This is a genomic window from Pectobacterium parvum (genome assembly GCF_020971565.1).
GTDB lineage: Bacteria > Pseudomonadota > Gammaproteobacteria > Enterobacterales > Enterobacteriaceae > Pectobacterium > Pectobacterium polare.
In genome coordinates, this window is record NZ_CP087392.1 from 3,197,448 (window position 1) to 3,211,010 (window position 13,563).

Sequence of the window (13,563 nt, forward strand, 5' to 3'; positions counted from 1 at the left end):
ACCTCTATTAATTACAGCAAGCGCCCTTGAAAATTCAGCGTTCTGGCACCCTGTTCGTCAGCTTTACCGGTGGTTGCCAGCAGCTTTTTCATCGTCGCGGGTAAGTCATTTCCGCTGCTCAGACGCCCCGTAAAACGATATTCGCCTTTCGGGGTGACGCAGCCTTTGCCAGACAATTGCAGATGTGAGGAGGTCTGCCGCAGGTTCGCTTCTAGCACGCCTTGCTGGCAGCGTAACGTGGCCTGAGGCGTAGCGAGTACCAGTCCACCCAGCGGCGTTTTCACCCGCGCGCCCGGCCAGGTTATGTTGGCATCCAGCGACTGGCAGCCTGAACGATCTACCGTCGCCTCTTGCAGATTGAGCTGCACGTTGCCTTCTGCGCCGATGGGCACGATAAAACGCAGATGGCTGAATAAATAGCCCGCAGGTACAGAAAGCTGCCATTGATAAAACTGCGGCTGCTGCCAGCCGCGAATGATCCCGCGGCCTGCAATGCCTTCTGGGTTTTTAAACGCAATTTCCAGCGCGGGCATAAAACCCGAGAAGGTAATGTTCCAGTGCACATCGTCCAGCGTTAACGTGCGCCAGCTAAACCGTTGTAGATTCCCCTGCCACAGCGTTCCGGCAGCCTCTGCAACCACCATTCCGGCTGGCAGCGGCACGGCGGTGAGCAAACGGGCAGGCGCATAGCTCGCCAGGAACAGCCCATAGGCCAGAACCAGAGCGATACCTGCGCTGATGCCGGACTTAAGCTTCATCCACCCGTTCCAGCATCAGTCTGGTGACATCCACCATTCCGGGGCTTTGCTCGACAGCATTCACATCCAGCGATAACACTTTTACGCCATTTTTCTGTTCCAGTTCGCCAAGCCAACGCAGCAGACTATTAAAGTCACTCTGCCCCAGCGTCACCGATGCCTGACTGCCCTGCGGCTGCAAACGTACGACGCTTAGTCCGTAACGCTTGGTACTTTGCGAAATCAAAATCGGCAGACTGACGTCGCGCTGACTATTGTCTCCCTCCGCCTGATTTCCCTGCGGAATCAATGAAGCCTGTTTCTGCATCCAGCTGACGGTCTGCTGCTCGCGGGAAATTGTGCGCTCCCACAGATCTTCCCGCTCCTGCCACGGCTGGAGGATAGCGTAATACACCAGACAGAGCAGAAGCACCGCCGCGCACACGACCATAAGCTGACGCTCACGCGGGCTCATCGTCTGCCAGCGTTGCCGTAATTCATTCATTGCTGGCTCCTTAAAGTTAAGCGGCCTTCAACCCGATCGTTTTCCTGCCGCATCTCTCCCGCCTGTACCTGATAATAAGCGGCAGCCTGCTGCTGAAACTGCTCGAGTTCCTGATATGACGTGCCCTGCAACGCCAGCCGGAATTCGCCCGCAGCGCCGTCGTAAGACAGCGACTGAATTTTGATCACGCTATTCTGTGTCATGAGCTGCTGTAAGGGGTTCAATTGATCCAGCAGCGCTTTCCCTGCGCCTCCGGCTGCCGTACGTTGCAGGTGCTGCTGCATCTGCGCGCGCGGGTTAACGACATTCGTTTCGGAAGGGAAAATCTGCCGATAGGTGCGCACGCTTTCCTGTCGCCAATGTTCAGACTGTTGATAAAGCTGGTAGTGCGCCCAGCCAGTATCTGCCACAACCAACAAGAGGTAACAGGCAAACGCGATCCCGACGCCGCGCCACGGCAGCAGGGTGTTTTGCCAGGCTTTCTCCGGCGCATAGTCGCCTTGTCGCAGATCGACCGAGGCAGGTAAGTGTACCGTTGCCGCCAGCGTGAAGAGATCCGTTTCCGGCTGCGCCTTCCATTCCCCCTCTTCCTGCCATTCGTACTGCGACAACTCACCGCAGACCGATGCCGCGCTGTAGCTGTATATCGCAGGCAGCGGCATAGCGGCTTTCAGCAGATCACCGCACCAGGAGGACTCCGCCGCCATGGCATGGCCCGTCGGCTGGCGAAACAGCCACATGTCATCATGCTGCAACGCGCTCCAGCCATCCTGATGTTTCGGCAATACGCGGGCGTCAGGCAATAACGTATCGACGCTGAGCCCCAGCGCATCACACTGTGCCAGCCAACGCTGCATCCGGTTTTTTTCCACCACGGCAACCGTGCCGTCATCGCCATGAATTTCCAGCACAGCAAAATGCAGCTTTTCAATTTCCGTCGCCAGCTGGTCTTCCAGCATAAACGGCACGACTTGCGTCAACTGACGCCGGGCCTGTCGGGGCAACGTCAGGGTATAAAACGTTACGTCAGTGGCCGGAACCAGAACGCGGGTAAAGGTCACGGACGGATAGGCTGCCAGCGCCTGACGAACCTGCTCTACGCTACCGCGCCCCTGACTCAGTAAACTTTCCCCATTGGATGAGCGCACCTGCCATTCGATCTCTCCCTGTTCTTCTACCGGAAGACGAACAATGAGGCACGGATGCCGAGCGATCGTTCCTCGATTTAATGGGATTTTTGCGGCTTTTCGCTTCCATTTTCCCGCTATTTTCATGGATTCACCGTCCTATATCCTCCATATTGCCGCTGCACGACCTCTATCTTTTGTCCACTCAGATGAAGCAAGCTACGTTGATGGAAATCACTGTCGCCGACACGCACCTGGAGTTTTACAAAGAACCATTCACTTTTTACTGCCAGCACTCGCTGCGCGGTATTTTTACTATTCGGGGGCAATAGCCCCGTTTGTTGCAGAACTTCAATACTTGCCCACCCCATACGTGGCCGCTGCTGCACCAGCGCTTTTGCCTGCGACATCGTCATTTCGTTCAAGAACACGGCGGATAACAACGGGGCATCAAATTCGGTTAGCGTGTTGATATTAATGGACATCGCATCCACCGGCAGCGCACAGACATAGGGCAATAGCCGACGGTAGAGATCGCTGTCGATGCCATACACTGAACGTAATTCGCTAATTTCACTCATTCTTTGATTGGCAGTACGATAAGGCACTGGCAGCGTGGCATAGACGTCGTCTTCCGCGCCGTTCGCCGACGGATAGTTATCTGCATCAATCCAGTCACGCACCGCCGCGGTAATTTTTTCTGCACGATCCGTTTCCTCGCCCAGATTTTTCAATAGCAAACGGAAAACCTGCGCCGGATAAGGCGTCTTCACCAGCGTGCTTTCGTTATCTACACCTTGATTGATCGCATTCACATTAAAGCAGGTACGCGCATCGCTAATCTGGCCAGTGATTTCACCACCGTCCACGGGGAAACGCTGCCCCGGCTGCGACCAGTTCTGTCCGGCAAACGTGCGCCCCGGCATATTCCGTGCATCGCGCTGTAATATCTGCCCGCTTAGCGTTTCCGCGCCTAATGCGTACCATTTCGCCTGCTGACGGCTCAAGTGACTTTCGGTGCGCAAAAATGCTTTGCCTGTGCGTTCCGTAATCACTGCGGCAATTGTCACCATTAATGCCAGGATCAGGAGCACTACCAGCAGCGCCGCGCCGCGCTGACGCGGCCTCATTTAACCGGTCCGGTGGTAATCAAAAATATACGCGACATCTCGCCGTAATCCCTTAAGGTCAGCACCACTTCAATCCCTTGTGGCAATTGCGTACTGTTGTCCCAGCGATCGCGCCAGGTTTTATTGCTGAAAAAGCGCAGGCGGAAACCATCAACCTGTGTGAGAAGCGGTTTTACGCCGGGATCGAGCCCTTCAATCGGGTCAGGCGTCACATGCGTTAACCGTTCCAGCGTGTGTTCCCGCAGCCGATAGGCCACAGGCTGAAGTTCAGAGCGCGGCAGAATACCAAACGGGTTCTGCCAGCCATTGCGCATAAAACTGACGCCCCAGTCATCACTTTTTAACTGATCGCGACCGGCGTAAAACATCGAGGTACTTCCTCTGCTGCCGCGTGCGATCATCTGGGAGAAATCGTTGTCCATTTGTGAAAATGCGCGCTGTATTTCGGCCAGACGCTCGGCTTTACGCTGCGAAATTTCATCATTACGCATCACGCCGTTCAGCACCTGAAACGCACTGAGGCTCAGCGCCGCAAAAATAGCGATCGCCAGAATCATTTCCAGCAGCGTAAACCCCTGCTGGCGCTTCTGTCGCGCGGGCTCTCGCCCCCTTCTTGTTTGGCTACACATCCTTGTTTTACTAACCATTATTACTTCACCACATAGGTGCGCAGGGAAGCATCAGCGGCAAAGGCATCTTTATTACGTCGCACTTCCACATCCAGCGCTTTGGTCTGAGGATCACCAGTCTCTACGCCCTGCCAGCGCCAATGCCAGCGCAGGCCAGCGAACTGCGTTTCGCCTCTCACCCACGATGCTTCCGGCCAGCGCTGTTCCAGCCGCAGTTGAACCTGCTGGTTTTCCGCCACCCAGCCTGCAAACGTCTTCTCTTCCAACCGACTCAGGCTGCTTGCCTGTCTGGCTGTCGTCTGCAAAACGGCAATGCCTGCCAGCGCAAAAACACTCAGCGCGACCAGCACCTCCACCAGCGTCATCCCTTTCTGTCGTTTCATCGTTTCTTACCCTGACTCATCGACGTCACAAATCGTCCGGTGTTATCCACCTGGAGCCAATTCGAGAGCGCTTTGTCTTTAGACTTAACGAACAGACGGAAAGGCGTGATTTCGCCACCGGGCAAAATCAGGATATCGGGGTCGTCACCGCTCTGCGTTTTATCCACTTTTTTCCCATCGGCTTGCAGTAACTCAAGCCGTAATGCCTCGGGCAACGACGCCGATGCGCTCACCCGATGCGGTTGCCACGGCTGCCACTTGTAGCCCTGCCAGCGATCGCCGCTTGGAATCAGCGTCCCTTCCGATGCAGCGGGTCGCTGAAGTTGATAAAACTGCCAGCGATCGGGATGGATACGCACACCCAGCATGTATTCATTAATCTGACTGCTTTCAGCGGCAAATTCTAACTGCGCCTGAAAACGAGCCAGCTGCCAGGCGCTGTCATTCTGGCGCTCGGGAGGAAACGCCATGACGACCATGCTAGCCGCGATGCCTGCCAGTAACACGACCAGCATCATTTCCAGCAGGGTGAATCCCTGCTGCTTCCTCGTTGACCGCTTCATTGCGCTTTTGCCATCCCTTTCCCGCCGCCATCGATAGCAACTACCCATTTGCAACAGTCACCAATAAACACTGGCATAGTTATTTGAGGTTGCCGACAAAGTCCGTATGGCGGTAGTAACGGATAGATCGTAAAGACGCTGTAAATACGTCCCTGTACGCTCGGCTTGCGCCATCCATGGCGCAAACGCTTTACTCTTCTATTCCGTTACTACCGTTCTCGTTCAATAAATAGGTTTGTCAACAATCTGCAACAAAGACCGACGTCTTTATTTCTTATCAAGATTCCAGTTGCCGATGTCATCTTCCGTTCCCGGCATGCCATCTGGCCCCAGAGAGAAGATATCCAGTTTGCCGTGCTGTCCTGGGTTCAGCAGCTGATAGTCCGTGCCCCACGGATCCTGTGGCAGGCGGCGAATATAGCCATCGGCTGGGTAGTTACGCGGTTCCGGCTGTACCGTCGGCTTCGTTACCAGCGCCTTCAGCCCCTGCTCTGTGGACGGATAGCGGTTGTTATCCAGCTTGTACATGTCGAGTGCGCTTTCCAGAGAGACAATATCGCTGACGGCTTTTTGCCGATCCGCTTTTTCCTTATTCCCCATCAGATTAGGCACCACCAGGCTCGCCAGTACGCCGAGAATGACGATGACCACCATAATTTCCAACAGGGTAAACCCACGCTGACGATAACCGCTCTGACCATAACTATTTTGTCCACAACCACGCTGAGACTGTTGCATCCTTACTTTTCCTCATTCAATTGTTGGTTCTCTTACGAACTCATTAACGTATTCAGTTGCAGAATCGGTTGTAAAATCGCGAGTACGATAAACAACACCACCGCCGCCATGCTGACCACCAGCAGCGGCTCAAATAGCCCCAGCGCCAGCGTCATCTGCGAACTGAATTCCCGATCCTGATTATCCGCCGCCCGCTCTAGCATGCTGTCCAGCTCGCCGCTGCGTTCACCGCTAGCGATCATATGGCGCATCATTGGGGGGAAGAGCGCCGTCTGTTCCAGCGCTTTGTGCAGGCTGACGCCCTCTCGTACCGCATCCGTCGCCAGAGAGAGCCGATGACGGGCATAGTCATTGCTCATGACATCGCCGCTAATGCGCATCGCCTGTAACAGCGGCACCGCACTGGCGTTAAGAATGCTGAGCGTCCGCGCGTAACGTGCCGTATTTAAGCCACGCGCGATGCGGCCGATCAGCGGTAAATGCAGCATGCGTCGATGAAAGCTGACGCGCCGCTTTTCCTGTCGCAGCATCACGCGAAACGCCATAAATCCAGCCAACAATGCCAGCAGCATCCACGGCCCAAACGTGCGCACGGCATCGCTCATCCCCATCAACACGCGGGTTGAAAGCGGTAGCGCTTGCTTCATATGAATAAATTGCTCGACGACTTTCGGCACCACAACGGACAGCAAAATGCTGACTACCGCAATCGCGACCACGGTTAATACGCACGGGTAAATCATCGCCTGCTGAATGCGGCTGCGCATCTGCTGGCGCTGCTCGGTGTAGTCCGCTAATCGGTTCAACACGGCATCAAGGTGACCGGACGTCTCGCCTGCGGCGACCATCGCGCAATACAGCCGTTCAAAGCTGCCGGGGAAGCATTTCATGGCATCGGCCAACGAGTGGCCTTCCATGACCTTGCTGCGCACCGCCGCCATCAGTTGGCTCAGCTGTGGTTTTTCGCTCTGTTTCGCCACCGCATCCAGCGCCTCTTCCAGCGGTAACGACGCCGCTACCAGCGTGGCCAACTGGCGAGTTAATAGCGCCAAATCTGAGGTGCTGATCCGAATTTTGCGACGTAGGGATAATCCGGTAGAACCAGATTTTTGCTGTGCGCCTCGGTTTTCATCAACCGACAGCGGCACCAGCCCGCGCTCCCGTAATAGCTGACGCGCCTGTCTGGCAGAGTCGGCCTCCTGAACGCCACGGCATTTTTTTCCCTGCGCATCCAGCGCTTGATAGTGGTACTGTGCCATATCATTCCTCTTTGGTTACGCGAACCACTTCTTCCCAGGTCGTAAGCCCCGCCAGTACCTTATCCAACCCGTCCTGACGAATGGTGGTGCGCTTCTCTCCCAGAATCTGCGCAATCGCCATTTCACCGTCACTGCGGTGGATCGCCGCGCGGACGTCGTCATTAATCAGCACCAGCTCATGAATACCGATACGTCCCCGGTAGCCGGTAAAGCTACACTGCGGGCAGCCAATCGGGTTATGCAGCAGCGTACCGGGCGCGATCCCCATCAGTTCAGCCTGAACCGGATCGACTGGTTGTGGCTGGCTACAGTCAGAACACAGCGTCCTGACCAGACGCTGCGCGAGTACGCCCAGCAGAGAAGTTGACAACAGGAAAGGCTCAACGCCCATATCCTGCAAGCGGGACAGCGCGCCCAGCGCACTATTGGTATGCAGCGTGGATAACACAAGGTGACCGGTCAGCGAGGCCTGCACGGCAATCTGCGCCGTTTCACCATCACGAATTTCCCCCACCAGCACGACGTCCGGGTCCTGACGCAGGATGGCACGCAGCCCGCGGGCAAACGTCATATCGACCTTGGTATTGACCTGCGTTTGCCCGATGCCTTCCAGCTCATACTCGATGGGATCTTCCACCGTCATGATGTTACGTTCCGAGGCATTCAGGCGGCTGAGCGCGGCGTAAAGCGTGGTACTTTTCCCCGATCCTGTCGGACCCGTGACCAGAATAATGCCATGAGGACGATGGATCAGGCTGTCCAGCAGTTGCCGATTGCGTTCCGACATGCCCAGCAGTTCAAGATCGAGCTTAACGCTGTTTTTATCCAGCAAACGCAGCACAACGCGCTCACCGTAGTTCGACGGCAGCGTGGAGACACGAACGTCAATCGCCCGCCCCCCCACTCGCAGCGCCATGCGTCCATCCTGCGGGACACGCTTTTCCGCAATATCCAGCTTTGCCATGACCTTAATACGCGACACCAGCAGCGAAGCCAGCTTACGCTGTGGACGCAAAATCTCACGGAGCACGCCGTCAACGCGGAAACGGATCAGTAAATAGCGCTCGTACGTTTCGATATGAATATCTGACGCTTTATTCTTAATCGCTTCGGTCAACATGGCGTTGATGAGGCGGATAATCGGCGCGTCGTCATCGGCATCGAGCAAATCATCGCTGTCTGGCAGCTCTTCCACCAGCGTATAGAAGTCCATCTCATTACCGATATCCTCCATCATACGGCGCGCTTCTTCCGAGTCGCGCTGATAGCTAATGACTAATTGCCGTTCAAACTCTTCGTCTGTAACGCGTTCAACCCTGAGCGAACAGCCTGCAACACGACGCGCTTCCAGCAAAGCGGCTGGCAGCGTCTGTGAGACACAAATAGTCTGAAGGTTCGCCTCATTTTCCCCCTGCAACAGCAAAATTTGCTGCGATCGCGCATAGGCGAAAGGCAATATGGGGCGTAGTTCTATCATCTGGGAGGCAATGTCGCTCATTTCCCGTCCGCCGGATAGAACGCTACAATAGAGGACTGCACCTGACGGAACGTATAGGCGTTCCCACCTTCCGGCAAGCGCAGCAAGTCATTATCCAGAAGACCTCCCTCACCGTTACTCACGTTTCGCTGCTTCTCTTCTTCAGCGTTAAATGAGTGATACTTACTGGCAGAGGCACTCTGGTATTGGCTACGATCGCGGATAATAGAAGGACGGATAAACAGCATCAGGTTACGCTTTGACGTTTCTTGACTATTAGAACGGAACAAGTATCCCAAAATGGGAATATCGCCCAACAGGGGGACTTTACTTGAGGACTCACGCGTACTTTTATCCAATAACCCACCCACCACGACGGTTTCACCACTACTGACCAGAACTGCGTTATTGACAGTACGTGTATTGAATGTTGCGCCTAATTCGGCGCTGCTGCTGGAGGCAGAATCTGCCACGCTGGAGACTTCCTGCTCGATTTCCAGCAAGACGGAGTCACCTTCGTTGATTTGCGGCTTCACCTTCAGCTTGATACCGACCGTTTTACGCTCTACCGTTTGGAAAACGTTGTCACCGGATGTCGTCTGCGAACCCGCCAATACGGGCACTTCCTGACCGACATTAAACGTCGCTTCCATATTATCCAGCGTCACAATACTGGGCGTCGCCAGAATATCGTTCTTGCTATTGCTGGACAGCGCCGTCATCAGCATGCCCCAATTGCCCTGATAGAAGCCCGCGGCAATGCCGTTGAAGCTGCCAAGTGCACTCGTCGCTGCCGTGCCAAGCGTTCCATCACGCCGAAACTGGTCCGCTCCCGCCATCATTGTCGTGATCGGTAATCCTGTATTGGTGAACTGTGTTACCCCTGCATTTTTATTGGCCCACTGTACGCCGAGATTCATCCCATCGGCATCTTGTACTTCCGCGATGATCGCTTCGACCAATACCTGCGGACGACGGATATCCAGTTGTGCAATCACCTGTTCCAGATCGCGCATGATGTCCGGTGCGGCATTCACAATCAGCGAGTTGGTTTGTTCGTGTGCTTTAATCGAGATGTCTTTGCGCAGCGCGGGCAGCGCGTTTTGTTGGTCGGTTTGGATACTGTCGCCTACGCCCGTGAGCACTTCGACCAGATCGGTAGCCTTGGCGTATTTGAGATAGATGACTTTGGTATTGCCCTGCACTGCCTGCTGGCGATCGAGCTGCTTGATCATATCAATCACGCGCTGGCGTGAATTCGGCTCTCCGCGCACTAGCACCGAGTTGGTTCGTTCGTCCGCCACCACATTGGCGGTCAGCATACCTGGCAAGGCAGATTTTTCATCCATCTTGTTCAGTTCATTCACCATCTTCACCACTTCCGTGGAAGAAGCGTAAGACAGCGGCACGCTGGTCACATTCCGGTCACCGGTCTGATCAACCCGTTCGACAATCGTCATCAGCCGCTTGATCACACCCGCGCGCCCAGTCATCAGCAGCACGTTCGATGGTTCGTAATGTACCACGCTCCCAGCTCCGGCGTTGTCATTCAACTGACGCAGCAGCGGTGCCAAATCACGGGCAGCGACGTTGTTGACTGGCACGACGCGCGTCACCACCTCATCGCCAATGCCCGGCTGTTCATCCGTCGCCAGCGGCATCGACGTCGATTTCGCATCCTTCGAGCGAATAATTTTCAGGACGTTGTTATCCATCGGAATCACGGTGAATCCATAAACATCCAGCACGCTTAGGAAGAACTGGTAATACTGTTCTTCATTCATCATGTCATAGCTGCGTACGGTAATCGTTCCGCTGACCGACGGATCGATAATGACCGTCTTATTCAAATTCTTGCTGACGGTATTAATAAATTCCTGAATATCCGTGCCCTTAAAACTGGCGGAAAATTCGGCGCTCCACGCCAATGATGACGCCATCAACAAAACGCTCCCGCTGAGCAACAACATACTCTTGCGGCGTAGTTGACCAAGCCATTGGTTTTTGTTCTTCGAAAAAACCTGACGCTTAAAAAATCCCTGTCCTTTGCTAAACAAATTAGTGGTCTCCATCCAGTGCCAGATATATATCCTGCTGTTGACCATCACGCTCGACGGTCAAATTAAATTTGCTCATCCCGGCTAGCTGCGCCATCGCCTGCTGTGCCTGATCCGCATCGCGTAAATCCATGCCGTTTAATGACACCGCGAGATCGTTATCCTGCAAGCCTGCGCGGTAAAAAAGATCGGGATTTTTGCCGGGGTTTAACTGATATCCTTTCAGTACTTCTTCTTCCGTGACGGGAGAAATGGTCAAGTAGTCCTGCGCCGAGAAGGGATCTTTTTGTATCTCGTCTTTCACCTGGCTAAATGTGCCAGCCGCCTTTCCTTCCTGAGATAAGTCTTCCTGATACAAATGCAGCGCCTCGTAGCGCCCCTGATACTGGAGCACGACACGATCGGTAGAGATAGTCACAATTTTGGCTTCATAGCCCGGAATGGCATCGCCGACGTTGCGACTGTATTGCTGACTATCTTTAGCGATAATGGCAATCGAACGCTTGGCGTCTCCACTCGCCAACACCCCAGTCAGGCTGATATTCAACGAGGTTAGCGGAATATCGCCGGATAATGCGGCGTCGTTAACCGCAGACGCATCGGCATCGGGGGCATGGCCGAATAAGGTAAAATCACCCAGCGTAGCGGTTTTTTCTTTCGCCTGGGCAGGCGCGACCGACACGCCAGCAATGCGTGAGTCTTCAGGGAGGAGAAAGCGCCAGGTCAATACGGCTAACTGCTGACAAATCAGCAGCAAAATCAGCCCCAACGCGATACGTCGGATCAGTGGGGCTGGCAGTGACCGAAAAGTGGCAACCAACGAATGAAAAGACGGATCTTTGAAAGCTTGCAATCGTGCCATAGGTAATCATCCATAATACTCCCCACGCCGATTAGCGTGGGGAAAATGCCTTATTCCGTTGCGGCTTCCCGGGTGATGGTCTCATCACCGCTGGTCGTCAGCGCGGCATCATTATTTACACGGTCTTCGAGTCTGATATTTTCAATATGGCCGAAATTCCAGGCTCCCAGTACATTCTCAAAAATGACATTTTTAAATTCACTGTTCTTTAAGAACGTAATGTCCGTCGCTTTTACATTTTTGAATTTTACATTCTCAAAATGCAAGCCTTGGTGATAGGCATCACGTCCAAAAGAGAACTTATACGCATCAGCCATTTCAGCGATGGTCATCCCATCGACCAAGATGCTGTTTTTCTTCGCGGTCCCATCAACCGTGACGTTGGATACCGTCACATCACGGAACTGTGCGGGCTCAGCGGCAGGCTGGGTATCGTTCACGTCCGCTTTATATTTAATCGTGAACACAAACGGCTCGTTGACAATATCACGCATCGCGTTATTACGGAATACCACGTCACGCGAGCCACCACCATAATAAGGTCGGCTCTTCATGCGCAGGCCAACATCCGTCTTATTCATTACGTTATCTTCAGCAACAATTTTTTCAATCCAGGCACCGGTATGGCTACCCGTGACCACCGCACCATGCCCACGGCGGAAGTAGTTATTGAAGATCCAGGCACCGCTCTGCGCTTTTTGCCCCAGCGTTGCCACTTCGGCACCGTATCCCGCCGCAAAGTTTACGCTGTCATCACCCGTATCAAAAAAGTTATTAAATACCATGACGCTCTGGCTATTGCCGAATTCAATGCCATCCGCATTATTGGCATCATACGTCGTGTGTACCAGCGCATTCATCGCCACATTTTCGGATTCCAGCACCATCACACCGTGGAAAGCTGGGTTCAGAATCGTCAGCCCTTCCAGGTACATGTTGCTCACGCCGCGCAGCGTCATCAGGCTAGAGCGTCGGTTTTTGTACGCCTCATCCAGTAGCATTCCTTCAGCAACGGCTTTTGCCGTTTGGTCTTTTGCCAGAATACCGTCACTGCCAACGTTGGCGGCTTTACTCGCACGGTAGAGCGGCAATTCATTCTTTAACTCATCAAGTTCAGTAATGTTTGTATCGGTGGCTTTAATGCCACGCGTCCAGCCGTTGCCATCAATGGTGCCCTGCCCGACGATACGAATATTTTTAAAGGTGCCTGCATGGCTGCTTCCCTGATCGTCTGCTTCCAGTACGTTAATCAGAGAAGGCGGACGCTTCGGCAATTTAGGTGAGCTGTAAGGGTAGAGATAGTAGCCACGGGCGAGCGGATAATCGTCACCGTTTGCCGACCCCAGCAATGTGGCGCCCTTCCCGACTTCAAACGTCATATCGCTGTGCAGGAACAGCGCCCCCGTTTTAAACGTTCCCCCTTCAACCACGACTTTACATCCTTTCGGATAAGCAGTTGGCGTACAGTCATCAATCGCCTTCTGAATCGCCACCGTGTCGTTGGTTAAGCCATCGCCTTTCGCACCATAGTTGGTCACATTCAGTGAAGCTGGTGTCGCCGTCGTTTTCTGCACGACGGTTTCACTATCAACGGATTCTTTGCCGTCGTCATAAAGCGCACGCACCGTGAAGCGGTATTCCGTTTCCGGTGACAGATTAGCCACCTTGAAATTATGGAAGCTGACGCGGACATGCCAGTTATCGGTATCGATCGAATTGTAGAAATTATCGATATAGGGCTTGGCCGGTGAATGGGTGTTCTGGTTATCAATGGTTCCGCCCAGCAAGGTTCCATTCATGTAGACACGGTAATCCTTAATACCAGCGGCAGGTTTGGTCGGTTTTTCCCAGGCAAGTACCACGCTGCGGTCATCATAAGCCAACGTCGGCACTTTAAGATTTTGTGGTGCGGCGGAACGATCAACACCGACATCCGGCGTTGAGTCGCTATCGCTGCATCCAGCAATCAGGCCGCTCAGGACTAATGTCGTGCAGAGCGTAAGACGGGTACGAGGTAAAAAATCAGTCATAGTATTTCCTGTATTTTTACTATTATTTTGCCCGATATATTTCACCCTATGGCAGGATCGTTGCCA

General features: G+C 53.9%; 13 protein-coding genes. All 13 read right to left on the reverse strand.

Features of this window, described 5'->3' with window-relative positions; translation table 11 throughout:
- Positions 1 to 11 precede the first annotated feature (11 nt).
- Positions 12 to 758, reverse strand: coding sequence for a type II secretion system protein N (locus tag LOZ86_RS14380; protein ID WP_165708253.1), 747 nt, complete (start codon positions 756 to 758; stop codon positions 12 to 14).
- On the reverse strand, positions 748 to 1,242 hold the full coding sequence (locus LOZ86_RS14385) for a type II secretion system protein M (protein ID WP_165708251.1): 495 nt from the start codon (positions 1,240 to 1,242) through the stop codon (positions 748 to 750). Before LOZ86_RS14385 ends, LOZ86_RS14380 begins: the two co-directional genes overlap by 11 nt.
- Positions 1,239 to 2,516, reverse strand: a complete 1,278-nt coding sequence (gene gspL, locus LOZ86_RS14390; protein WP_230242183.1) for a type II secretion system protein GspL — start codon at positions 2,514 to 2,516, stop codon at positions 1,239 to 1,241. The genes LOZ86_RS14385 and gspL overlap by 4 nt, the downstream gene beginning before the upstream one ends.
- Positions 2,513 to 3,499 carry a type II secretion system minor pseudopilin GspK gene (gspK, locus tag LOZ86_RS14395; RefSeq protein WP_039484239.1) on the reverse strand — a complete coding sequence of 329 codons (987 nt, stop codon included), beginning with the start codon at positions 3,497 to 3,499 and terminating at the stop codon, positions 2,513 to 2,515. Before gspK ends, gspL begins: the two co-directional genes overlap by 4 nt.
- Entirely contained in the window at positions 3,496 to 4,146 is a 651-nt protein-coding gene (gene gspJ / locus LOZ86_RS14400; protein ID WP_072012381.1) for a type II secretion system minor pseudopilin GspJ, read from the reverse strand. The genes gspK and gspJ overlap by 4 nt, the downstream gene beginning before the upstream one ends.
- A gap of 2 nt (positions 4,147 to 4,148) precedes the next feature.
- Positions 4,149 to 4,511: a type II secretion system minor pseudopilin GspI gene (gene gspI, locus LOZ86_RS14405; protein ID WP_039484234.1), complete on the reverse strand. Its 363-nt coding sequence runs from the start codon at positions 4,509 to 4,511 to the stop codon at positions 4,149 to 4,151.
- Positions 4,508 to 5,074, reverse strand: a complete 567-nt coding sequence (gene gspH / locus LOZ86_RS14410; RefSeq protein ID WP_039484233.1) for a type II secretion system minor pseudopilin GspH — start codon at positions 5,072 to 5,074, stop codon at positions 4,508 to 4,510. The genes gspI and gspH overlap by 4 nt, the downstream gene beginning before the upstream one ends.
- Positions 5,075 to 5,341: 267 nt before the next feature.
- Positions 5,342 to 5,812 carry a type II secretion system major pseudopilin GspG gene (gene gspG / locus LOZ86_RS14415; RefSeq protein ID WP_048329249.1) on the reverse strand — a complete coding sequence of 157 codons (471 nt, stop codon included), beginning with the start codon at positions 5,810 to 5,812 and terminating at the stop codon, positions 5,342 to 5,344.
- A 32-nt stretch (positions 5,813 to 5,844) separates the two neighbouring features.
- Positions 5,845 to 7,071, reverse strand: a complete 1,227-nt coding sequence (gene gspF, locus LOZ86_RS14420; RefSeq protein WP_039512429.1) for a type II secretion system inner membrane protein GspF — start codon at positions 7,069 to 7,071, stop codon at positions 5,845 to 5,847.
- A 1-nt stretch (position 7,072) separates the two neighbouring features.
- Positions 7,073 to 8,569 (reverse strand): type II secretion system ATPase GspE, encoded by a 1,497-nt coding sequence (gene gspE / locus LOZ86_RS14425; protein ID WP_039484230.1) that lies wholly within the window; start codon positions 8,567 to 8,569, stop codon positions 7,073 to 7,075.
- Entirely contained in the window at positions 8,566 to 10,488 is a 1,923-nt protein-coding gene (gspD, locus tag LOZ86_RS14430) for a type II secretion system secretin GspD (protein ID WP_052012069.1), read from the reverse strand. The genes gspE and gspD overlap by 4 nt, the downstream gene beginning before the upstream one ends.
- Positions 10,489 to 10,606: 118 nt before the next feature.
- A complete protein-coding gene (gene gspC / locus LOZ86_RS14435; RefSeq protein ID WP_039484226.1) occupies positions 10,607 to 11,467 on the reverse strand; it encodes a type II secretion system protein GspC in 861 nt (286 codons plus the stop codon).
- A gap of 50 nt (positions 11,468 to 11,517) precedes the next feature.
- The gene (locus LOZ86_RS14440) at positions 11,518 to 13,497 is read right to left on the reverse strand and encodes a glycosyl hydrolase family 28 protein (RefSeq protein ID WP_230242185.1); all 1,980 of its coding nucleotides are present in this window, start codon (positions 13,495 to 13,497) and stop codon (positions 11,518 to 11,520) included.
- Positions 13,498 to 13,563: the final 66 nt, after the last annotated feature.

Coding starts and splice junctions, on each gene's coding strand:
- gspE (WP_039484230.1), bottom strand. CDS start 8,569: ATGAGCGACATTGCCTCCCAGATGATAGAACTACGCCCCATATTGCCT.
- gspH (WP_039484233.1), bottom strand. CDS start 5,074: ATGAAGCGGTCAACGAGGAAGCAGCAGGGATTCACCCTGCTGGAAATG.
- gspG (WP_048329249.1), bottom strand. CDS start 5,812: ATGCAACAGTCTCAGCGTGGTTGTGGACAAAATAGTTATGGTCAGAGC.
- gspC (WP_039484226.1), bottom strand. CDS start 11,467: ATGGCACGATTGCAAGCTTTCAAAGATCCGTCTTTTCATTCGTTGGTT.
- gspI (WP_039484234.1), bottom strand. CDS start 4,511: ATGAAACGACAGAAAGGGATGACGCTGGTGGAGGTGCTGGTCGCGCTG.
- gspK (WP_039484239.1), bottom strand. CDS start 3,499: ATGAGGCCGCGTCAGCGCGGCGCGGCGCTGCTGGTAGTGCTCCTGATC.
- LOZ86_RS14380 (WP_165708253.1), bottom strand. CDS start 758: ATGAAGCTTAAGTCCGGCATCAGCGCAGGTATCGCTCTGGTTCTGGCC.
- LOZ86_RS14440 (WP_230242185.1), bottom strand. CDS start 13,497: ATGACTGATTTTTTACCTCGTACCCGTCTTACGCTCTGCACGACATTA.
- LOZ86_RS14385 (WP_165708251.1), bottom strand. CDS start 1,242: ATGAATGAATTACGGCAACGCTGGCAGACGATGAGCCCGCGTGAGCGT.
- gspD (WP_052012069.1), bottom strand. CDS start 10,488: ATGGCGTCATCATTGGCGTGGAGCGCCGAATTTTCCGCCAGTTTTAAG.
- gspJ (WP_072012381.1), bottom strand. CDS start 4,146: ATGGTTAGTAAAACAAGGATGTGTAGCCAAACAAGAAGGGGGCGAGAG.
- gspF (WP_039512429.1), bottom strand. CDS start 7,071: ATGGCACAGTACCACTATCAAGCGCTGGATGCGCAGGGAAAAAAATGC.
- gspL (WP_230242183.1), bottom strand. CDS start 2,516: ATGAAAATAGCGGGAAAATGGAAGCGAAAAGCCGCAAAAATCCCATTA.